Raw genomic sequence first — 21754 nt, forward strand, 5'->3', positions numbered from 1 at the left:
ATGTTTCCAGTGACACAGGACAATTCACGCTAGAGCGGCTGCGCAAATATATCGGCGCCAGACCATGTAGAAGCCATGGGCAGGTTTCATCTTTCAATCTCCCGAATGGAGCGCAGCCGAGACGGAACGTGAACCTCTCGAAAGGTCTATCAGTGAGCCGCAAGGACTCAGTTACTCTCACATCCACTGCCGCTCGGTTCGCCGATATCGCTGCTCACTTTCCTGGAATTTGAGCTGCATTCGTGAAATGGCTCATCAATGATGATGAGCCAAACAAGACAAAGATGTTTTATCGTAGGATAATTGGTCTGCCGATCTGGTTCGAATGTCCTCATATAGGCAGCCAGACTATTTGCGCGATGTATCCTCGCATCGGCTTGTGGCGACGACGACAGCTATCGTTGCAACCGCGCGATTCTGTTTGTGTCGGGATTGGATGTCGCGCCACCCTGCAAGCGCACCTGCATATCTGGCTCTCTTCGAAGCGGTCACGCTTTTCGCGGCCGCATTGCAGTTTGTACACGATAGGCAGCCAAAAGCGGAATGTAGCCAGGCGAAGCGATGATGGCTGAAAGAGATCTAACTCACGCTTGTGAATGCGGCGGCGATACCGCCGGCCGCGACAATTCCCGAACTTGACATCTGTTATCATCGGGCAAGCGAATTTCATAACGGGGCTCCTGTGAGGGGGAACGTCGGGCTTCTTTAACTTGGGCAGCATTGATCCATATGTGTGGAATTATCGGTATCTTGGGGCGTGGCCCGGTCGTTGGGCAGTTGGTCGCGTCGCTCAAGCGATTGGAATATCGTGGCTACGACTCCGCAGGCCTCGCTACTCTCGAAGGTCTCCGTATCGAGCGGCGACGCGCTGAAGGTAAGCTGAGAAACCTTGAGGAGCGGCTGCGCTATTATCCGCCGTCGGGTCGTACCGGTATTGGTCACACCCGCTGGGCGACTCATGGAAAGCCGACCGAGAGCAATGCTCATCCGCATGCGACGGAAAATGTAGCGGTCGTTCATAACGGGATCATTGAGAATTTCAGCGAGCTGCGAGCCGAGCTGGAGCGGAATGGAGCCCATTTTGACTCAGAGACGGACACCGAGGTGGTGGCACATCTCGTCGAATCTTACCTCAAGAATGGCTACTCGCCGCAGGATGCGGTACAAGCGTCGCTGCCGCGGCTGCGCGGTGCCTTCGCGCTGGCATTCCTTTTCAAGGCGCATGACGATCTTTTGATCGGCGCGCGCAAGGGGTCACCCCTTGCGATCGGATATGGTAACGGCGAAGTGTATCTAGGATCGGACGCGATCGCGCTCGCGCCTTTGACCGACAAGATTACCTATCTTGAAGACGGCGACTGGGCCGTGCTTACGCGCACGATGTGCGTGATTTATGGCGCAGACGGCTCCGTCGTCCAGCGGGAAACATCAAAGTCTGGCGTATCGTCACTTCTTGTGGACAAAGCGAATTATCGCCACTTCATGGCCAAGGAAATCCACGAGCAGCCGACCGTGGCCGGCAAGACATTAGCACATTATCTCGACATGGCGGCCAAGCGCGTCGCCCTGCCGCTCACATTGCCGTTCGACTTTAAATCCATTCAGCGCATCTCAATTACCGCGTGCGGCACGGCGAGCTATGCCGGGCACATCGCCAAATACTGGTTCGAGCGGCTGGCGCGCTTGCCTGTCGAGATCGATGTAGCGTCCGAGTTCGCGCTACCGGGAGGCGCCTCTGCGCCGGGGCGATCTCGCCATCGTCATTTCGCAGTCGGGCGAAACCGCTGACACACTGGCTGCGTTGCGATACGCCAAGGGGCAGGGCGTGCACACGATATCTGTGGTCAACGTCCCGACCTCGACGATTGCGCGCGAGAGTGAATCCGTTCTGCCGACGCTGGCGGGGCCAGAAATCGGCGTAGCCTCCACAAAGGCATTCATCTGCCAGCTGATCGTATTGGCGGCGCTTGCCGTCTCAGCAGGCAAAGAGCGCGGTAAGCTGTCTGAGATCGATGAGTCGAAGCTCGTGCGTGAGCTTATCGAAGTGCCGCGGTTGATTGCTGCGGCGCTGTTAATCGAGCCGCAGATCGAGAAGCTCGCGCGTTATATCGCTGACTCGAGGGACGTGCTCTATCTCGGTCGCGGCACATCGGCCCCCCTGGCGTTGGAGGGCGCACTCAAGCTGAAGGAAATTTCCTATATCCACTCAGAAGGTTATGCCGCCGGCGAGCTCAAGCACGGACCGATCGCACTGATCGATGAGGCCGTGCCTGTGGTGGTGATCGCGCCTTACGACGAGGTCTTCGAGAAGACCGTCTCGAACATGCAAGAAGTTGCCGCTCGGGGCGGCAAGATCATCCTGATCACCGATGCGAAGGGTGCTTTGGAAGCGACGGTGGACACACTCATGACCATTGTGCTGCCGGAGATGGTCGCAAGCTTTACGCCGATAGTCTATGCCATCCCGGTTCAGCTCCTGGCTTACCATACCGCCCTCGTAAGGGGCGCGGACGTGGATCAGCCGCGTAATCTAGCAAAATCGGTGACCGTCGAATGAGGCCGCAGTGTTAGTATCGGAGCATTGAGGCCTCGGCGTCGAGCCGTTGGGCTTGCGTTTGGTCGCGTCGATTTCGTGGGGACGGAACCGGACAAGTTCTCGATCTTGCTGTGTCCGAAGTTGCTCATAGCTGCCGTATGGTTGCGCGACGCAGGCCGTGCTCCGCTAAGCGGCGAGACGACGACGTCACTATGGCATGGGCGAGCTCAGAAGGAGAACGATCCCGACATCAACAGGTCAATCATAGACCTATCCAGCTAAAGAGCAGATTCCGTCTTGCTTGCGTCATCACGTCAGGACACCAATGGCAGCGAGCGTTACCTTCCTGGCATTCGACTGGAACGGTCGATAACAATCGGGAATTAGTCGTCCGTTAAGAACGATTTCAGCGGTGATTGGTCGCTGAGGGCAGCGATGATGGTGGTCAGGAAGAGACGCCAAAGAGTCCTCAGCAAGGCGAGGATGCGGCGGAAGTTATGGCCGACGGCGGAGAGGATGACGCTGGCGGCATCGCTGGACCGGTGAAGTACTGGAAGTACGGGTCGTGGAGCCAGCGCTCGCCCCCTCATCGGACAAATGTGCTTGAGCGGCAGCAGCCCGATCACAAAGCAAGTCGCGATCCCGGGCCGGCCGTTCTCGCTGTACAGCGGCGCGATCTCGCCGTCGATCCAGTCCCAATCGACCTTGCCGGCGAGCTGAAGCAGCGCGTGCTTCATATTGATGATCTGGTTCAGCCTGGCCCGGAACAGATGGCCCGATCCCCTCGTCCTGTGCTTCTTCGGTCGCATCGCCACCTCCGATGCGACGACGGAATCATGGCTGGCGATTCGACGGAATCCCGAAACGAAATTGCAAGGCTCCGATGCCCGGTGCACCAAAACCCTGCATTCGCAAACCAGTCCACAACGACAAAATGCGATTCTAGCTCAATGGCTTACGTTCTTCACGAACGACGCGTTAGCTTCCTCTTCACAAGAGCGCGCGACAGATGTTCAACCTCGGCGCGTCAGCTCATAGTCAGCTAGACCTCTTACTATCGTCGGTAGAGCTCGAGCGGCGCGAGCTCAGCACCCCCAATCGTACCGACAGGAGAGAGATCCGATGTATGGCCGAATTGTTGGCTCATCCAGCCAATCCACAAGCGCTACCCAGGCTGATGAATCGAGGCATTCAGATGACGAGGGCTTTGCGGAAAGGCTTGCAGGCATTGCGCCCGATGCTGGCCCAGCAGCGACACGGCCGTACTCCGTAGTTTCCCGACCTCCGATCGAAGAGATCGACATGGATACCTTCGCGGAAGAAGTGAAGGCCTTCTATAGCGATGACATCAAGCACATTGCCGATAATCCACTGGAGTACTCGGATTTCATATCCACAAAAGCTGAGCGCGCAGCAAACATTGCTAGAACCCATGGTCACACCGACGAAGATACGGACGAGGCGCGATATTTCGCCTATCGATTGGGTGACAAAACTGTTGGGCTTCTGAGAACAGAAGGCGGACTTCGGGTAGGAGGAAGGCGATTCAGCGCCCAGTTTCCCGATCGAAACGCCGTCACATCCCAAGTAGATCTTCGGGTTACTCACCCGCTCGTCGAGAACGCTGGCGATATTCTACTGGAGCATCAGCTTCGGGAGGACGGCGAGCGAGCATTGATTATGTCAAAACCTGCGTTGCCAGGCATCGAGCCCCGTCTGGCTCAGATGGGCTTTGTTCCTGTGAGTGATAAGAATCACTGGGTGCTTGATCCTCACCAGCATCCCGACAAGTGGACGCATAACGCTGAAGGTAAATGGCAACGGGTAGGCAAACCTGAAGGATATCTCGCTGCCGAGAGTAGTGGTGCTCAGGCAAGGATCGAGCGAGCTTCGAGTGAAGCAAGTGATGAGACAGAGTCGTCCGGCGATGACATGTCTTGGTACTTCGAACGCCTTAATCTAGGCCCGGGGTCGGCTGCCGAATAGTCGCTGTGAGCGAGGCCGGACCTGGTGACTACTGAGCTCATTGAGTATGTTGCTGCAGGAATGGCTCGCCACTTCAAAACGAGCTTGCGTTAGGCGGCGGGATCGCGCCCGGAGTGCTGCACCGATCTGCGCTGGGCCGCTCGCCGCCAGTCAGCGAGCACGCGTAGCCGAATTCGATCCAATCCACGCATTCCATAAGGGGCCCGCGACGTGTCGAGGCCGCTGCACGATGGCGTCGACCGTGACCCGCTTCAGGTCGTGATTGCCTAACGCGCCGACCTCGTGCGCCACCCGCAGGCTCTCGGCCAGCAACAGCTCCAGCTTGTCGCCAAGCCGCTTGCGCCAGTGGATCAGGCCCGAGCGCTCGTGCGGGAAGGCGTGCTGAAAGAACTCTTCGCCGGTGAAGTACTGAAAATACGGGTCGCGGAGCCAGCGCTCGCACACTCCCTCATCGGACAGGCCGTAAATGTGCTTGGGCAGCAGCAGCCCGATCACAAAGCGGGTCGCGATCCCGGGCCGGCCGTTCTCGCTGTACAGCGGCGCGCCCTCGCCGCCGATCCAGTCCCAATCGACCTTGCCGGCGAGCTGAAGCAGCGCGTGCTTCATATTGATGATCTGGTTCAGCCTGGCCCGGAACAGATCGCCCGATCCCATCGTCCTGTGCTTCTTCGGTCGCATCGCCACCTCCGATGCGACGACGGAATCATGGCTGGCGATTCGACGGAATCCCGAAATGAAATTGCAAGGCTCCGATGCCCCGCGCACCAAAACCCTGCATTCGCAAACCAGCCCACAAGACAAAATGCGATTCTAGCTCAATCGCTTAGCCGTTCTTCACGAACGACGCATTACGGACAAGTGGGAGATCCAAGTCGCTCTTGGTTACCCAGCCTGCTATCTGCCTTGCAGGGCCAAATCAGCCTGAAGCTCGATGCACAAAAGATATCTCTAACTCATCCTCGCATCTTGCCGAAGCCGGCGAGCAAGTCGGTGCCGACAGCTTCGGGCCGCTCCGTCGGCGGCTTATTCACTGGAAGCGCATACGCGACAACTTACTTTTCCCGATTGCCAGCATCCGCGCCATGTCGGGCAAGTTGAGCATGCACTTCGACCTCGGGACAATTGCTAGGATTAGCAGTCCAGTTTCTTCCGTAGATCGCGCATAGCAGCGGCTCATTCAATCCGGTTGGGGCACACGCGCCACCGCGGCCCTCCCACCTGCTACGTGTCATCAAAAGGATTGTTAGAAACCGGACATTCCCGCGCAAGTTCCAGGGCCTAGAATCAATAGCAGATGGTTCGCCGCACCGGAAGGACGCGGCGCGCCCGCTGTATATCCGACAGGCGGGTACTATTGGCCATTATCTGGCCCAGCGACAGCCGACCCGCTCGTATACGAGGATCGACCATCCTTGTGGCACGCGGGATTTAGCACGACTGGCCAAATCCGGTTGGTGGGCCAGCGATCGCATCGGGCTCAGACCGCGGAGCCGCAGATCTGGTTGAAAGAAGAACCGCTCCTCATTCTCCGGCACGGGAATTGCTGTCCCGTTCCTCGAAGGCGACTGCTGTCAACGCATGTCTGGAGTGCGGCGCCTTAGGGCAGCCTCTCCATTTCTATCGTTTGAACGCTCGCACCGAGAATACGATTGTGCAGCCGCAAATCCCAGGGCCACAACCCAACAACGCAATCGCGGTGAGATGGCTTGCCAGGCTAGGCGTCCGTCGCCACAATCCAAGGAGGAACGAGATGAATGATCGGAATGTGGCCGAAGTCGATCTTCACAACCTACAGGTCTCGGATCCGCTGATTGGGAAATGCCAGCAGCTGGTCAGGGAAGTGGCAATTCCCTACCAATGGGAGGTGCTGAACGATCGTGATCCCGATGCGATACCGAGCCACGCGGTAGAGAACTTCCGCCTTGCCGCCGGACGTGCGAGGGGGAAGTTCCATGGCACGGTTTTCCAGGACAGCGACATCGCAAAATGGCTTGAGGCGGCTGCATGGTCGCTATGCCAGGCACCAAATCCAGACCTGGAGAGAGCCGCCGATGAGCTGATTGAATTGATTGCGGCCGCCCAATGTGGCGACGGCTATCTCAACACCTATTTCATACTGAACGCGCCTCAGGAGCGTTGGACCAACCTAGCGGAGTGCCACGAGCTTTATTGCGCGGGCCATTTGATTGAAGCGGGTGTCGCGTTCTTTCAGGCGACTGGCAAACGGCAATCGCTTGAGGTCGTTTGCAGGCTTGCTGACCACCTCGGCACAGTTTTCGGCCCGGAGCGCGATCAGTTGCACGGCTACGATGGCCATCCGGAAATCGAACTTGCGTTGGCACGCCTCTACGAAGCGACAAAGGAGCGGCGATATCTCACGCTAGCCAATTATTTCGTGGAGCAACGCGGCACGGAGCCGCACTTTTACGACATTGAATACGAGAAGCGCCAGCAATCCTGCGTCCCCAAATCGGACCGCATGCCTTGGATGATAAAAAACAAAGCGTATAGCCAAGCGCACTTGCCGCTTTCGGAGCAGCGGACTGCAACTGGTCATGCGGTTCGTTTTGTATATCTCATGACCGCGGTAGCTCATCTCGCGCGTCTGCGCCAGAATGAGCAGCAGCGCCAAGCTTGCCTACGCCTATGGCAAAACATGGTCCAGCGCCAGATCTATGTTACTGGAGCCATCGGCTCGCAAGGCGCCGGCGAAGCCTTCAGCAGCGATTACGATTTACCGAATGACACGGCGTACGCGGAAAGTTGCGCGTCGATTGGCCTGATGATGTTCGCACGCCGTATGCTGGAGATGGAACTGGACGGGCGCTATGCGGACGTGATGGAGCGCGCGCTCTACAATACCGTTCTCGGCAGTATCGCGTTCGACGGACGTCACTATTTCTATGTTAACCCGCTCGAAGTGGATCCCAAAACGCTGAGATCTAATGGCATCTACAATCATGTCTCGCCGGTGCGACGACGCTGGTTTGGCTGCGCGTGCTGTCCACCTAACATCGCACGCCTTTTCACATCGATTGGTCATTACATCTACACGCCCTGCACCGACGCGCTCTATGTAAATCTCTACGTTGGTAATAAGGTGGCAATATCCGTCGACGGACATGCGCTGCGGTTGCTGATAAGCGGCAGCTATCCCTGGAGAGACGAGGTGGAAATCGCCGTCGAATCTGCGCCGCCAATTGCCCACACGCTCGCCCTGCGCCTGCCGGAGTGGTGCAGCTCGCCGCAGGCGAGCCTGAACGGCGAGCCTGTGAATTGCGAACCGCGCAAGGGTTATTTGCACATTCGCCGAAAATGGCGGCAGGGAGATCGCGTCACGCTATCGCTGCCGATGCAAGTGCGTCGCGTATACGGCCATCCACAAGTTCGCAATTTGGCCGGCAAGGTGGCCATCCAACGTGGCCCGTTAATTTATTGTCTGGAGGAAGTCGACAACGGGACCGAGCTACACAACGTTTGGCTTCATGCAGACAGCCGGTTTTCCCTTATCGAAGGAACTGGTCTCCTTAACGGCAAGATTTTGCTGCAGGCCGACGGGGCGCGGTTGCAACACACGCATTCTGAAGAAGCGGCGCTTTATCAGTACGACAAAGTGCCTGGACAACTAGAACCGCAGCAGCTGACATTCATCCCGTGGTTCAGCTGGGCTAATCGCGGCGAAGGCGAAATGCGGATTTGGATAAATGAGCGTTGACGCCGAGCGCGCGGGTCGCGCTTCCACGAGTCGAAGTTAGATTACGTTTCTGGCGCAGGCGATATCGTTGGTCAAAGTCTGGAAATCGGCCAATTTTGGAAGGCGGCTCGTCCGCGAGCTCCACTGGAACGTTGAAAAGAAAACCCAGATTTGAGGCGGCGCGCGGAACTCCGAAAAGAGAACGACCCGATTGGCGTCAGCAGGTGAATCATCGATCGACCCAATTCCCAATGGAGCAGCATGCTCGGACGTGCTCGCGGCTCTCATCAAACCTGATGAATGGCAATGGCACGAGCGTGCCGCGGTGTCGTTCAGAAGGAGGCCCTGTGACAAGCCATCGTGAGGGCGGCCAGCAGGACCACGTCAGGTTTTGGTAAGCCAGGCTCCCTATCAGCGCCGCTGCGCCTAACAAGCCTAAACCAGATGCGGAAATGTATGTCCGACGGGAGCACCAATCGCCATGTATAATCGGATCAATGGCTCGTCCTACTTCCAATCCTCTCACTTTGCCGAAAGTGATGAGCAAATCGACGCGGACATCTTTGCGGATGCGTTCGCCAATATGCGCTTAGCCGAATCTGGCTCGAGTGGCGGCTCATCTTCGGCAACAAGACCGTATTCGCTCGTTTCAACCCCTCCCATAATGGAGTTCAACGATCGTCAGTCATTCCGAAAAGCCGCGGAAGCCTATCATGACGACGAAATCAAGTACATCGCCGACAACCCCCAAGAGTACTCCGAGTTCGTGTCCGCCAAGGCAAAGCGAACTGCAGAACTTGCCAAAGACTACGGGACAACCCGAGATTCCGAGAATGCGCGATACTTCAGCTACCAATTGGGCAGCAAGAGTGTCGGACTTCTAAGAATGGAAGGCGGCGACAGCATGACGAAGTTCGACGTCAAAAGGTGGAAGGAGCTGTTTCCTGGGCGATCTGGGACGACCTCTACCGTAGATCTTCAGGTCGTTCATCCGCTCGTCGAGAACGCTGGCGATATTCTGCTCGAGCATCAACTTCGAATGGAAGGCAAACGGCCGCTGCTCAATTTGCGTCCAGCTAATCCGGAAGCAAGAGCTCGTGCGGCAAAGATGGGGTTCGTCGAGGTTGACGCCGACAACATGGTTCTCGACCCAGAGAAGTCAGACAAGTGGGTAAGGAATAGCGACGGCGAATGGCAGCGAAAAGGCACTGCTGCGCGGTATCTTTCCAAAGATGACGACAGTGAAGGCAGTGATACCGAGATCCCAGCGAGCTCCTCAACATACGATTATGAGGATGATTTTATGTGACCATGGGATCCCGGGGATATGGCCCCATGGAATAGGCCCTATCTAGCGTGCTCCGGGCTCCTCTGCGTTTATTGCCGTTTCGGCTGGGAGTTCCTCTGAGTCGGCTCAGAATTACCCCCAGACTGCTCCTTGGCTTAGCGGTTGCTGATTTGTTTGCGCCTTGGGAGTAGGAGCTCATGGCGCAAAGCAATTGCGACAATGTTCGCTGCGGCGAGAACCTGCATGGGGTGCCGCGCAAAGTGCGCCCGGCCGCCCAGGGGCCGGGCGTGCTGCGCCGAGCAGTTTGGACTGCTTGGAGGCAGAAGTCTTCTACGATGACGCCTACGAAGTGTAAGGGCGTGGGCACTGAGTCGGTGGGCAGGAAGCGCACCGCGAGCCGGCGGCCCGATGGACAAGGCTGGCCTGCATGCGTTAACGGACATAACGACGCCGTGAGCACGAGCATCATGCAGAGCTCTTTCACCAGAAGAGCCTCAACACAAGACGTGAGGCGGTTGTGCTCGGCGAAGCTCCGTTCTCATCGTCACTGCAGTCGGGCTGCGCACAGCCAATCTCTTCGAGCGCTCTCGGCCGGCTCCGCTCTGCAATGGAATATACAGCCTCGATCCAGACGAAGTTAAGAAGTGCTTAGGCTCGTCGATCGCTTTAGGTGAGCATTACGTTGAACGTCACTGCAGAATGAGTCGAGCCGGCGCGCCCTCCGTCCCTCGCAGCGGCAAGTTGCACCAATGTAGCCGCTTGGCGATAGTCGGTAAGGCATCCACAAGGCAACAATTGGCCTCTCGCTCGCCCGATTGTAGAGCAAGTAGCGTGTCCGACCGCAAAGAGGTTGATCGGTGGCGAGATCGTCGTCGCATGAGCGTTTAGATCGGACATGAACTCAAGCGCTGCAGGTTGATTGCGTCAGATCCCGACTCGGCCGCCACACGCCTTCAGTGCGGTGTCGAGGCACTCGATTAACGCTTGTCCGGCGAAGGGCTTGGCGAGGAAGCCAATCGCTCCGGCGCCCAGCGCTGACGCGCGTACGCGGTCGTTGGGGAAAGCCGTAATGAAAATGAATGGTGCGTCGTAACCACGTGTCCGCATCTCTGCCAACAGCTCGAGGCCGCTCATAGCCGACATCTGCACATCGGTAATGACACAGGATGTCTTGTCCAATTGCGGGGACCTCAGGAGTTCCTCGGCCGACGCAAATATTTGGGCGATGTAGCCACGCGATTTCAAAAGATTCTCTGTCGCCGCACGGACTGAGGCGTCGTCGTCAACGACGGAAATCAAAGGCGTGGACAAGACGAGCCCTCCTGAAGCGGGAATAGCGGCTGCAAGCATTAGCCACCTTCGGCGAAAAGTGGGCTCGACTGATGAAATTGTAAAATCATACTTGGGTTTGTTCAGGATGATTGGCGCGAATTCCCAGCGTCTCAGTCATTCTGATCAAGTCGGCCAGCGACCGTGCACGCATCTTTTTCATGACGTGTCCCCGGTAGATCTTGACCGTAATCTCGGCGAGCCCAAGCTCGGCGGCTACCTGCTTGTTCATCAGGCCGGTAGCGACCAGTTTCATCACCGCCTGCTCGCGCGGGCTTAAGGTCTCAAATAGAGCCTGCAGGTTAGCGACGGTCTGCTGAGCCTCCCGTCTTTTGCGATCGCGTTCGGTCGCGGCAACCACGGCATCAAGCAGTTCCTGATCGCGAAACGGTTTGCTGAGAAAATCGACCGCTCCTTCCTTCATGGCCCTGACGGTCATGGGAATGTCGCCATGGCCGGTAATGAAAATGATCGGAATATGTATGTTCAACCTCGCTAGCTCGGTCTGGTAGTCAAGGCCGCTCAAGCCTGGCAGCCGGACATCAAGTACTAGACAGCTATTAACGTCCGGAATTGTGCTCTGCAGCATTTCGCGGGCCGATCCGAATGCAATGACGTCTAACCCTACCGATTGAAAAAGGTTCGTAAGCGAGCGACGCATGGAGATGTCATCCTCGACGACGAAGACGATCGCCTTTGTCGAGGCCTCGGCATTGCTGCCTTCACCTGGCGAGTCAAAGCGTCCTGTCACGAGACGGCCTCCTTATGCAGCGGCAGGGCAAACTGGAAGGTCGCGCCCGGTCCATTTTTGTGGACCATTGACAGCCGTCCTCCGTGTGCTTCCACGATCGACCGGCAGATCGAAAGACCCATTCCAAGGCCACTCGATTTGGTAGTGAAGAAGGGATCCAAGACGCGGTCCGCGTCCTTCTCTGCGATGCCGACGCCGCAATCGGTCACAGCAAGCTGGACGTGCCCCACATCATTCTTTGATGATTGAATCAGCAGTTCGCGCGTCCGGTCTGTAACTGCGTCCATGGCTTCGATTCCGTTCATCACCAGGTTGATGATCACCTGCTGTAGCTGAATCCGATCGCCGAGGATCGTAGGCAGCTCTGCCGTCAACTCCGTTCGTAACGTCACTCGGTGGCTCACCAGCTCTCGTGTTACCAGCGCAATGACGTCCTTAACGACCTCATTGATATCGAGCGGCACCATCTCAATCGCGCCTTTCTTCGCGAGCGCGCGAATACGACGAATCACCTCGCTTGCCCGGATTGCGTCTTCGATGATCCACTCCACCGAAGAGCGCGCCGCGGAAAGATTAGGAGCTTCGCGACCCATCCAACCGAGGCACGCATCGGCGTTGCTGATAATAGCGGCGAGTGGCTGGTTTATTTCGTGGGCGATGGAAGTTGTCAGCTCCCCTAACGTCGTTACACGCGTGACATGCGCAAGCTCCGCCTGTGCCTTTCGTAGTTCTTGTTCGGCTTGGTCGGCGCGAATGGTAGCGGTGATGTCAGTGCTGACGCCACGGTAGCCGAGAAAATTACCCTTTCCATCGAAAAAAGGCTTGCCACTCGTGCGGACATAGATCGGAGAACCTGTCCGATTCACGGTGCGGTAGACGAGATCCCGAAACGGAAGATGGGCCTCCAACGTCGCCCGATGCTGCCGCCACTTCTCGGGTTCCTCTTCGACGTCGCACGCAATGTCCCAGCGAAGCAAGCCCATCAATCCTGTCGCCAAAATTCCCGCAGCGCTGGTGTGCTCGGATAAGTGAGTGACCTGATGATCCGACCCGGTCTCCCAGAGCCAGTCGGAAGCTGTTTCGGCGTAGTCGCGAAAGCGCTGTTCGCTTTCGCGCAGCGCGGCAAGTGTGTTTTCCAGGCGTTCCCTAGCTGCGTGTTGCTCGGTGACATCCATATGTGTTCCGATCAGCTCGCTGACGTTACCATCGCTGCCGACCACCACGTGCGCAACGGAGTGTATGCGTCTTATCCCGCCATCTGGTAGAAGGATACGAAAATCATACTCGAACCGCCCCTCCTTGCGTTCAATCGCCTGTCGCTGCACCTCCTGTAGCCGCGGCAAGTCGTCCGGATGGATGCGCGATCGAATGGTCTCGATCGATACCGGCTCTTGCGGGCTAAAGCCAAACAGACGATCGACCTCGGCGGAGCGATACACGAAATCTAGACCGTAGACGTCCCAGGACCAGCTGCCCGTGTGAGTGAGATGCTGGGCTTCGGCCAGATAGGCCTCGCTCCGGCGCAGCTGCTGTTCTGCTCGCCTCGCCGCCGTAATATCCGTAGCTGCCCCAACAAACTCGATGTTACCAGAGGCTGTTCTCGTCGCTCGTGCCTGCGCATGGATGTGCTTCACCGAGCCGTCCGGTAGCAGAAGCCGGTATTCGTGCTCGAAATCGCTCGGGTCTCGCATCGCGCGATCGATAATTTCTTTAACCGAAGCCCTATCATCTGGATGAGTGCGCTCAACGACGAGCTGCGGCCCCGGCGGCACTGTGTCAGGATCTAATTGGAAAATCCGAAATGTTTCCTTTGACCAGAAGGCCTCGCCCGTAGTGGGGTTCCAGCTGAAGCTGCCTGTGTGACTCAACTCCTGCGCCTGGGCTAAATGTGCTTCGCTCCGCTGCAGGGCAAGTTCGGTCCGCCTTCGCTCCGTGATATCTTCGCAGGCGATAAGGACAATGGGCTGCTCATCGCCCCAGAGCATGGCTTTGGCGTTTTCACGTACCCACAATACCGAGCCGTCCTTCCTGACTTTCTGGACGTCCCACGTCCGCGATTGTCCGATGTCCTCAAGGCACGTCCGAACGCATTTGCGAACGAACGCGCGATCCTCCTCAAGAAATACGCCCAGCACGGATTGACCGATCAGTTCAGCACGAGCATAGCCGAGTTGTGTCGCGCCGAACGTATTGACGTTGAGGACAGTGCCAGCTTCATCGACCATGAAGTACATGGCCGGATTGTGCTCGAATATTGCGCGCCACCGTTTTTCGCGATCCTCCAAATCGGCCGCACTCCGCTGAAGCTTGACCGCAGCCACACGCGCAGCCTCTCTTTCCTGGCGGAGCTTTCCGATCAGGTGCGTTCCCACAATCGAGGAAATAAGGAATGCAACAACCACCGGAAGATCTTTGGGGTTATCGATTCGCAGGCTAAACGCCGGCGGCGCAAAGTAGTAAACAAGAGCAGCGATGGCTAGGATGCAAAGCGCGGACGAGGCGACGAAGCTGCCCATCAACGAAAACAGCAATACCACTAACAAATAGGCGAACGCCGTCGCGGCGAAATGCGCCTGAAGGTACAAGCATGCCAGTGTTACCACGGCCAGCGTTATGCTGCCGAAGGTAAACTGAGGGGCTGAACTTTTAAAACTGCTGATCTGGCTACGCATTTTGACACGGTCCGGCCGGTTCTCCGGCGGGAGAGCTATAACGTTTTAGGCAAAAATGGGGCAATCTTCGGCACCAGCACCCGCTGGTGAGCGGTTCCGCTCGATTGCTTGGTGATGAACTGAGCACGCGCCGAGAAAAATTGCATCACAGACGTACGTATAGTTGTCCTAAACCTTTCAATATGGCGCGCTGACAGCGCCTTCAATCGAAGCTCAGATGTCTGCTTTTCCGCTGCCGATTACTCCTGGCAGCCGCTCGAGGCTGCTGCCGAGGACAACTCTTACGCCAGCCGGACGAGGACAGCGGCTGCAGTTCAGTCAAGAGCTTGAGCCGGAACAATCAGGCGCGCCTCGCCGAACCGGAAAGAACAAAGACAAGCTGCCGGACCACTCATCTCGCCGGTACGATCGGTCATGCGGAAGAAAGCGCAATGGTCATGTGCCGAGATACGAAGGCGAAGTTACGCGACTGCTTTGTATGCCCTAGGGCCATCATACCTAGGTGCGGAGGACTTGTCCGCGAGTGGTCGGCCGGAATCGAGCGCGCGCAGCGACGCCGAACCGACACTAGCCGTGTGGAGCCGCCACGGCTCCGTCGAGGTGCCATCTAATCCGTGCTGATCACACCCATCATGACCTAATGCGGCAGCGCGGACCGTAACAACGGATGACGACTTGGGTCAGCAAGGTCGCTACCACCTCGTTGGTTGGACAAGGTAAGCGCAGTGAGCGCGCACATGGGCAATTGTGGGCGGACCAACACCTAGGTCTGTCAGGCTCGACACGTTCTGTCGCAGTTCCTGTTATCTGGCCCGGCAAAATGTTGCAGAAGCGTTCAGATGGCCGGGAGCGTGACAGCGAAAGACGCGCTTGAAAATGACTGTTAAACAAGCTCCTACTCTTTTGCTCGGCTGGCATCTTTTCAGGGCGGCTGCCGGGGGCGACGCGGGGCAAGGGGCTGCGCACGGGAGATCGCGCGTGAAAGTTCCGGCTCGTGTCAAGTCGGCTGTGTCGACTCGAACTACGAGAAATGTGGCTGCGCTTGCATTCGACGCTTTTTCGAATGGCGGTGGTTGCGATCCGGGACCGACCTCATCGTGTGTCGATAGTGGTGGAAACGTTGGGCTGGTTGAGCCGAGCCTGCAGCGTCGCGTGCTCGAGCTCGTCCTCCCACCAGGATACGAACACGGCGGCGATGCCATTGCCGGTGATGTTAGTAAGGGCGCGCACCTCGCTCATGAACTTGTCGATCGAGAACACGATTGCCATGCCCGGCACCAGCGCTGGGTTGACCACCGACAACGTCGCAGCGAGCGTGATGAAGCCCGCGCCGGTGACGCCGCTTGCTCCCTTCGACGTTAGCATTGCCACGAGCAGGATCGTGAGCTGCTGGCCAAAGGTGAGATCGACCCCGAGTGCCTGGGCAATGAACAATGTCGCCAGTGTCATATAGATATTGGTGCCGTCGAGGTTGAAGGAGTAGCCAGTTGGCACCACCAGGCCGACCACGGGTTTGGAGCAGCCCAGCCGTTCGAGCTTCTCCATTAACTGCGGCAGCGCGCTTTCAGAGGACGATGTGCCGAGTACGATCAGAATCTCGTCCTTGATATAGACAATGAACTTGAAGATTGAAAAGCCGACGAGGCGCGCGATCAAACCGAGCACCACCACGACAAATAACGCCGCCGTCGCGTAAAACAGCGCGATCAGACCGATCAAATTGCCGAGTGCTGCCGGCCCGAACTTGCCGATAGTGAAGGCCATGGCGCCGAAGGCGCCGATCGGGGCCGCTTTCATGATGATAGCGATCACGCCGAACACCGCGTGCGCGACGTCGTCAATCATGCCTCGCAGCCGCTCCCCACGGGTTCCCAACGCCATCAGCGAAAAGCCGAATAGGATCGCGAACAGGAGAACCTGCAGAACATCGCCGCGGGCGAAGGCGCCGACCACGGTATCGGGAATGATGTTGAGAAAGAAATCGACGGTCTTCGAGGCTTCCGCCTGCTTGACGTAATTGGCGACCGCCGCAGCATCCGGCTTGACCGCAAGGCCATGACCGATTTGGACCAGATTGCCCATAAGAAGGCCCAACACCAAGGCAAAGCTGGAGACGATCTCGAAATAGACCAGCGCCTTGACGCCGACGCGCCCGACTTTCTTCGCATCCTGAATATGCGCAATACCAGATGTGACGGTGCAGAAAATAATCGGCGCGATCACCATCTTGATGAGCTTGATAAATCCGTCACCGAGCGCCTTGACCCAGTCGTTGGTCGCGACAGACGGCCATAGGCAACCGACCATGGCGCCAATCAAGATCGCGATCAGCACCTGCACATAGAGAATCTTATACCAAGCTTGCGATGCGCGTGCGGGCGCCGCAGTTGCCATGGTGGTCATGACGCTTCCTTCCCGAATATACTCGAATGTGAGCCGCCGCGTCGTCGAGAGACGGCAGCGTCATACGAGACTCATCATTTTTGCCGTGTCCGATTGAAGGACGGTTCCGAGAGCCGGCACGTCGTTCCAAAGGCAGGCGTTTAGTTGCGTTATCCTTTTTCGTTAAGCAAGATATGCACCAGATGCCCAAAGCGCGCCCGATTAGGCCGTCTCGGACAAACCGTCTGTCTCCGGGCGGCATCGGTTTGAGTGCTCGGCCCGCGTTCGTAAGGTCGAACAAAAAGCATTAGCGGAGTCCCGTCTCGGGATGGAAGCCCGAGCGTGATCGATATGCGCCAACTACTGAGATGGATGCAACAGAAGATGACATTGGTAAAATTGATAGTTTGGATTGTACTCATCCACGCGATGGAAGGCTGGTTTAGGAGCTCGATTGCGCGGCAATAAACTTGAATCGATGCACTGCGTTGTCGCTAGCGGGAAAGCTCGTTCGCGCACTGGGCATTTGTCTCCAGGCCTGTGCTAACGATGCGCATTAGACAGGTTGGTCGGGAGGCAGCCTTCGCTCTCGGCCCCTCGCGCCCTTTGCCGCGTCGCAGAAGCAGCGTTACGATGATTGTTCAGCTAGATCGTTCGCGTTGCTGCGAAAGGGCAGGCTTCCTGCGATCCGTTCCATTCCCGGCGCGGCGAGTGCGGCGCTTTAGCCACCGACTCTGGCGGCGTCAAATTCTGCCGTTTCGTTGCGCGGCTGTCGCTGTCTGCTCGGCAACAAAGATGCCAGAAATCTGACATAGCGTTAGCTCCACGTCACAGCGACGTCGATGTCTATGCGAATTTCTTCCACGTTGCGCATAGAGCGCCCCACAGTTCGTACGCGGCACAGGAATTGCTGATTACGAACGAGGAGGTGCCGCCGTCAGATGGATGGAAGCGGCCCTGTCACAGGAGTTGCCGGGGAGACTTGCGATGCTGCTATTGCTCGTAGAAACGACGCGCGTGAAGGTGGCGGCCGCCACGAAATGCGGCTCGACCAAAGGGCGATCCGCGCCACATACCTGGGCGAGCCGGACGTGCAGGCGATCACTGGGCCCGTAAGACGACCTGCTTTCACTTTTGGGCTGACGCACATGGATGTCTTTTCGGCAGAGATTGCGCAATCCGTTGCGCTCACGATTGAGCTCGCCAGCGTGACGACCGTGATCCTCCTCGTGATTGGTGTGCCCCTCGCTTGGTGGCTAGCGCGCTCAAAGACTCTTTTGAGAGGGGCGGTGACGACGATGATCGCCCTGCCGCTAGTGCTACCGCCGACGGCTCTCGGCTTTTGCTTACTCGTCTTGCTCGGCCCAAACGGACCGGGGGCGTTCTCGCCTCTTTGTGGGGCGAGCGCACGCTCGCTTTTACCTTCGCGGGAATCGTGATCGGATCGGTCCTCTCGGCTCTGCCGTTGGTTGTGCAGCCGATCCGTAACGCCTTTGTGCGATAGGAGATCGCCCGTTGGAAACTAAGGGGCGCGTTTCGTCGTTGTATGCCTTCATTGCCATCAGGGGGCCGCTGGCGCGATTGGAATTTGTTAAAGCCGCCGTGGTTGGTTTTTCTCATACGATCGGTACATTCGGCGTCGTGATGATGATCGGCGGCAACATTCCTGGGCGCACCAAGGTTTTGTCAGCCTACGTCGTAGACTACGTCCAAGCATCGCGCTGGCGCGAGGCGAGTGTGGTTGCCGGCGGTATGGTGATGTTCGCCTTCGCGGCAATCTTCACCTTAACCCTCATCGACAGACACTGTGCCAGGAGAGGCACCGGACCGTCTTAGGCTAGGCGGCTGGACATATCCGATCACGACCGAGCAGCAGTATTGCAAGCCGGATCCATCAATCCTTGCGAGGCTACAATGAACAAGCTTGTTATGGCCGCGGCGGCTGCTGGAATCGGCTTCAATTCAGTGCACTCCGCGCCTCTGCCCGAAGCGACGGCCCATGACGTCGGCGTTTCTCAGCAGCGCCTCGCCAAGCTCGACGAGTTCTTCGCTGGCGAAATCGCTAGTAAACGCCTGCCGGGTGCGGTGGTTGCAATCGCCAGGGACGGCAAGCTGATTCATTACAAGGCGTACGGGCAACTCGATCCTGCAAGAGGAAAGTCGATGCGGCTCGACGCGATGTTCGCGCTTGCGTCTATGACCAAGCCGATGGTGGCCGTTGCGGGACTTATCCTCATGGAGCAAGGTCGCCTGCCTCTACGGGCCAGGCTTACGGATTACTACCCGGAATTCGGAAACATGAAGGTGGGAGTGCCACAGCATGACGGCTCATTGGAATTTCAAACGCAGAGTTCTCCGATCTACATCCACGATCTCTATCGCCACACCTCCGGGCTCACCTATGGCGTGCCCCCGGACAGCTCAGACCAAGTGGCGCGTCTCTATCCCGATTTCGCCGCTCCGCCACTGAGGGGCGATAAGCAGGCGTTCATCGAAGCCATTACTAAGCTGCCGCTAGCGCACCAACCCGGGACGGAATTCGAATACGGCTTCTCGACCGATGTGCTGGGAGCTGTCGTGGAACAGGTCAGCGAACAGCGATTGGGCGACTATCTCGCCAGAAATCTGTGGAATCCCATCGAAATGCAGGATGCCACTTTCCATTTGTCTGAATCGCAACGCGAGCGCCTCGCTCATCCATTTCCGGCCGACCCGCTGACGGGACAGCCACAAGACATCGAGCTCCTCGAAAGTTCGACGAAGTTTGACTGCGGGGGAGCCTGCGCATTTGCGACAGTCGGTGACTACGTGCGCTTTGGACAAATGCTGCTCAACGGCGGGGAGCTCGATGGGAAGCGCATTCTCGGTCCGAAGACGGTGCGCCACATGATCTCCAACCACCTCGGGCCAGAGATCAAAAATAAGGTCGCCAATGTGGAGGCGCACCGTGCCGGCTTCGGCTTCGGGCTCGGAGTGGCTGTACGCATAACCGAGGGTCTCTCGGCGGTTCCGGGCACTCCGGGTGAGTTCACCTGGACCGGCGCCTACGGTACACAATTTTTCTGCGACCCAAAGGAGCGCCTCGTCGTGGTAGTCGGAACGGCAGCGCCTGGAGAAATCCGAAAGTACTACCGTGAACAAGTCCAATATATCGTCTATGCTGCAATAATCCGATAATCGCTTTCCGTCGAAAGGCTCGATGAACCGTTTTGGGTAGTAGGCAGACAGTGTTGCTAGTACGGATCGATGTCGACTGAAAGTCGGCGTCGCCTGCTATCCGCGTCGGCCGGACCGCACCATTGCTTCAAAAACGAGATCGCCTCCGCCTTCGCGAAGAAGCTCTTGCAAGCGGGTTTGGTGTCGCGATGCGCCAAGCCTTGCTATCGATTGGCTCGTGCGACGCACGCTCCCAGATGATAGCTCTGAACGTCCAGGCTCTCGCCCACGGCCCTGTCGCGATGCCGTCCGGCGAGGCGCTTTGAATCAAAGGCAGATGGGATCGATCAGTTCTAAAAAATTGAAGGCAGCGAGCGCATCGCGGCTCAATCCATTGCGGCTTCTCTTCGTCGCTCGACAGCCGCTTTGGTGCGGGCTGTTTGCGCAGTTGAGACTATGAGCAGCTTTAACGCTCCATTGGTCAGCAATCGGCAAGTTTGCTTGAGACCGGCGAGCAGTGCGGTGCCCATCAACTGCACCAATTCTATTCAACAATCGGCATGACGCGTGAGTGTCGCGGTCGTGCAAGAGCGAGGATGACGTAGTCGCCGTGCAGTGGTGAACCATCGTGCTGCTCTGTTGAAGTGCTCACATCGATGTCCAAAACCGGACACCATTAGCATGACGGATCAATGGCGCAGCTTGTGGCTCGCTGGCTGCTTTCGACAATCCGCAAATCACGAAGCGGTGGTTTGGTATCTGTCAAGTGTTTCGCTTCGGTGGCCTGTTTTTTGCTGAACGTCAGCAATTCGTTACGGCCGACGACAACTCACATGGAAGGCTTCATGGGTGGTGCAACGGAAACGTTCTACAGCGTGATCAGACGTCAGGGTATCACGCGTCGTAGTTTCCACAAGTTCTGCAGTTTGACTGCCGCGAGCTTGGGACTTAGTCCGCTCGCCGCAAGCAGTATTGCCAACGCCCTGGAGATCAAACCGCGTGTGCCCGTCATCTGGCTGCACGGGCTCGAGTGTACCTGCTGCTCGGAGAGCTTTATCCGCTCGGCCCATCCCTTAATCAAGGACGCGCTGCTGTCTATGATCTCGCTCGATTATGACGATACGATCATGGCGGCGGCAGGACACCAGGCCGAGGCCATCCTGGAGGAAACTCGTGCCAAGTACAAAGGCAGGTATGTGCTCGCCGTCGAAGGCAATCCGCCGCTCAAGGAGGATGGCATGTTCTGCATTGACGGCGGCAAGCCGTTCGTTGAAAAGCTCAGGTGGATGGCGGAAGAGTCCATGGCGATCATCGCTTGGGGCACGTGTGCGTCCTGGGGATGCGTGCAGGCGGCCAAGCCCAATCCGACTGGCGCGGCGCCGATCGATAAGGTGATCACCAACAAGCCGATCATCAAGGTGCCGCGGGTGCCCGCCTATCGCGGAGGTCATGAGTGGCCTCGTGACTTTCATCACCACATTCGGAAAGCTTCCTGAGCTCGATCGTCAAGGGCGTCCAAGTATGTTTTATTCCGAGCGCATTCACGACAAGTGCTATCGGCGTTCCCATTTCGACGCTGGCCAATTCGTTGAAGAGTGGGACGATAAGTACGCCCGCAAGGGCTATTGCCTGTACAAGATGGGCTGCAAGGGGCCAACCACCTACAATGCCTGTTCGGCCCTTCGGTGGAACGGGGGCGTTTCATTTCCGATTCAGTCCGGCCACGGCTGCTTCGGCTGCTCCGAAGACGGCTTCTGGGACAAAGGGTCATTTTACGACCGGCTCACAACCATCAAGCAGTTTGGCATCGAGGAGAACGCCGACCAGATCGGCATGGCCGCTGCCAGCGTGGTTGGGTTAACCGTCGCTGCCCATGCGGCGGTCACCGCCGTGAAGCGGTTGACCCACAAGCCGGATCGCGCAGCCCACAAAAGCAAACCGAGTTGAGGAGGGGGGCGAC

At 57.6% G+C, this 21754-nt stretch carries 8 protein-coding genes and 5 pseudogenes; 7 read left to right on the forward strand and 6 right to left on the reverse strand.

The annotated features are described in order from the left end of the window. Positions 1–729: 729 nt before the first annotated feature. Positions 730–2557 (forward strand): annotated as a pseudogene (glmS, locus tag ACVIIV_RS13905) (glutamine--fructose-6-phosphate transaminase (isomerizing)). Positions 2558–3074: 517 nt separating this feature from the next. On the opposite strand, the pseudogene ACVIIV_RS13910 reads toward glmS, so the two are convergent. Next, a pseudogene (locus tag ACVIIV_RS13910) lies at positions 3075–3345 on the reverse strand (IS5/IS1182 family transposase); the annotation flags it as partial. A 493-nt stretch (positions 3346–3838) separates the two neighbouring features. Here ACVIIV_RS13910 and ACVIIV_RS13915 point away from each other — a divergent pair. After that, entirely contained in the window at positions 3839–4522 is a 684-nt protein-coding gene (locus ACVIIV_RS13915; RefSeq protein WP_456744692.1) for a host specificity protein, read from the forward strand. Positions 4523–4720: 198 nt separating this feature from the next. Here the strand turns inward: ACVIIV_RS13915 and ACVIIV_RS13920 are convergent. Continuing rightward, positions 4721–5200 (reverse strand): annotated as a pseudogene (locus tag ACVIIV_RS13920) (transposase); the annotation flags it as partial. Between the two features lie 1072 nt (positions 5201–6272). On the opposite strand from ACVIIV_RS13920, the gene ACVIIV_RS13925 reads away from it, so the two are divergent. Both ACVIIV_RS13925 and ACVIIV_RS13930 read left to right on the forward strand, forming a co-directional pair. Then, complete coding sequence (locus ACVIIV_RS13925) at positions 6273–8237, forward strand: glycoside hydrolase family 127 protein (RefSeq protein ID WP_456744693.1); 1965 nt, start codon at positions 6273–6275, stop codon at positions 8235–8237. A gap of 460 nt (positions 8238–8697) precedes the next feature. Further along, positions 8698–9525, forward strand: a complete 828-nt coding sequence (locus tag ACVIIV_RS13930; RefSeq protein ID WP_456744694.1) for an Effector protein NopP — start codon at positions 8698–8700, stop codon at positions 9523–9525. A gap of 903 nt (positions 9526–10428) precedes the next feature. On the opposite strand, the gene ACVIIV_RS13935 is transcribed toward ACVIIV_RS13930, so the two are convergent. The 4 genes from ACVIIV_RS13935 to dctA all read right to left on the reverse strand — a co-directional run bounded on the left by ACVIIV_RS13935 (position 10429) and on the right by dctA (position 16659). Then, on the reverse strand, positions 10429–10854 hold the full coding sequence (locus tag ACVIIV_RS13935) for a response regulator transcription factor (protein ID WP_456744695.1): 426 nt from the start codon (positions 10852–10854) through the stop codon (positions 10429–10431). A gap of 46 nt (positions 10855–10900) precedes the next feature. Further along, positions 10901–11584, reverse strand: coding sequence for a response regulator transcription factor (locus ACVIIV_RS13940; RefSeq protein WP_456744696.1), 684 nt, complete (start codon positions 11582–11584; stop codon positions 10901–10903). Beyond that, a complete protein-coding gene (locus ACVIIV_RS13945; protein WP_456744697.1) occupies positions 11581–14256 on the reverse strand; it encodes a PAS domain S-box protein in 2676 nt (891 codons plus the stop codon). Before ACVIIV_RS13945 ends, ACVIIV_RS13940 begins: the two co-directional genes overlap by 4 nt. Before the next feature lie 1092 nt (positions 14257–15348). After that, positions 15349–16659: a C4-dicarboxylate transporter DctA gene (gene dctA / locus ACVIIV_RS13950; RefSeq protein ID WP_456744698.1), complete on the reverse strand. Its 1311-nt coding sequence runs from the start codon at positions 16657–16659 to the stop codon at positions 15349–15351. 1127 nt (positions 16660–17786) lie between these two features. Between dctA and ACVIIV_RS13955 the strand changes: the two are divergent. The 3 genes and pseudogenes from ACVIIV_RS13955 (at position 17787) to ACVIIV_RS13965 (ending at position 21741) form a co-directional block, all read left to right on the forward strand. Continuing rightward, positions 17787–18474 (forward strand): annotated as a pseudogene (locus ACVIIV_RS13955) (molybdate ABC transporter permease subunit). Between the two features lie 78 nt (positions 18475–18552). After that, complete coding sequence (locus ACVIIV_RS13960) at positions 18553–19815, forward strand: serine hydrolase domain-containing protein (protein WP_456744699.1); 1263 nt, start codon at positions 18553–18555, stop codon at positions 19813–19815. Between the two features lie 824 nt (positions 19816–20639). After that, positions 20640–21741, forward strand: a pseudogene (locus ACVIIV_RS13965) (hydrogenase small subunit). The last annotated feature ends 13 nt before the right edge of the window (positions 21742–21754 follow it).

Source organism: Bradyrhizobium sp. USDA 4354, assembly GCF_054060315.1.